This is a genomic window from Pseudofrankia coriaricola (assembly GCF_001854805.1).
Taxonomy (GTDB): Bacteria; Actinomycetota; Actinomycetes; order Frankiales; family Frankiaceae; genus Pseudofrankia.
The window spans coordinates 1-1,703 of the sequence record NZ_MBLO01000095.1; the positions used below are offsets into that span (position 1 = coordinate 1).

Annotated in this window: 1 protein-coding gene; it reads left to right on the plus strand. The window is 79.0% G+C overall.

All coding sequences use genetic code 11. From position 1 onward, the window contains the following. Window positions 1-1,703 (plus strand): SDR family NAD(P)-dependent oxidoreductase (locus BCD48_RS15435; protein WP_116271526.1); only part of this gene is annotated, 1,703 nt, incomplete at both ends.

The window sequence follows — 1,703 nt, forward strand, 5'->3', positions numbered from 1 at the left end:
GTTCGCCGACGACCCGGGGCCGGTCCTGCTCGCGTGGTGCGGGCGCGGGCCGGGCCCGGTGCCCGCGGCGACCCGGGCGGCCACCCACGCCGCGCTGCGGCTGGTCCAGGACTGGCTGGCCGACGAGCGGCTCGCCGCCGCCCGGCTGGTGGTCGTCACGACCGGCGCGGTCACCATCGACGCCGGACCGGTCGAGGTGCCGGCGGCGGCCGTCTGGGGCCTGCTCGCCTCCGCCGCGACCGAGAACCCTGGCCGGTTCGTGCTCGTCGACGTGGACGGGACAGACGCGTCCTGGCGGTCGCTGCCGGCCGCGCTGGCCACCGGCGAGCCCCGGCTGGCCCTGCGGGCCGGCGCGGTCTGGGTGCCCCGCCTGACCCCGACGGCGAGCCGCCCCCCGCTGGCCCCACCGGGCGGGACCGGGCCGTGGCGGCTCGACCTGGCCGGACCGCGGGGATCCCTGGCCGCGCTCGCGCTGCTCGACGCACCGGCGGCGGCCGCCCCGCTCGCCGCCGGGGCGGTCCGGGTAGCGGTCCGGGCGGCCGGCGCGAACTTCCGCGACGCCCTCAACGTCCTCGGCCTCTACCCCGGCGACGCCGGGCCGCTGGGGCTGGAGGGCGCCGGCGTGGTCGTCGAGGTCGGCTCCGCCGTCACCACCGTCACCGTCGGCGACCGGGTGATGGGCATGTTCTCCGGGGCGTTCGGGCCGCTCGCGGTGGCCGACCACCGCCGGCTGATCCCGATCCCGGACGGCTGGAGCTTCGTCGAGGCCGCGACCGCCCCGGTCGTCTACCTCACCGCCTACCACGCCCTGGTCGAGCTGGCCCGCATCCAGCCGGGCGAGAGCCTGCTCGTGCACGCGGCGGCGGGCGGCGTCGGCCTCGCCGCGACCGCGCTCGCCCGCCATCTCGGCGCCGAGGTGTTCGCGACGGCCAGCCCGGGCAAATGGGCCTTCCTGCGGGAGCGCGGGATCGGCGCGGACCGCGTCGCCTCCTCCCGCGACCTCGGATTCGCCGAGGCCTTCCGCCGCGCGGCGCCGGACGGGATCTCCGTCGTCCTCAACGCGCTGGCCGGCGACTACGTCGACGCCTCGCTCGGGCTGCTCGCCGAGGGCGGCCGGTTCGTCGAGATGGGCAAGACCGACGTCCGCGACCCGGCCGTGGTCGCCGCTGACCATCCCGGCGTCAGCTACCAGGCGTTCGACCTCACCCTCGTGGACCCGGACGACATCGCCGCGATGCTGGCCGAGCTGGCCGAGCTGTTCGCCCGGGGCGTGCTGGCCCCGCTGCCCGCGACCGTCTGGGACGTGCGACGGGCGCCGGACGCGCTGCGGCACCTGGGCGCCGGGCGGCACATCGGCAAGATCGTTCTTACTGTGCCGGCCCCGCTCGACCCCGCCGGGACCGTGCTGGTCACCGGCGGCACCGGCGGGCTGGGCGCCCTGGCCGCGCGCCACCTCGTCGCCGCGCACGGCGCCCGCCGGCTGCTGCTGGTCAGCCGGCGGGGCGAGGCCGCCGACGGCGCGGCCGCGCTGCGTGCCGAACTGGCGGCCGCCGGCGCCGACGTCACGATCGCCGCGGTCGACGTCGCGGACCGGTCCGCGCTCGCCGCGCTGCTGGCGGGCGTCCCGGTCGACGCGCCGCTCACCGCGGTGGTGCACGCCGCCGGGCTGCTCGAGGACGGCGTTGTCACCGCGCTGACCCCGG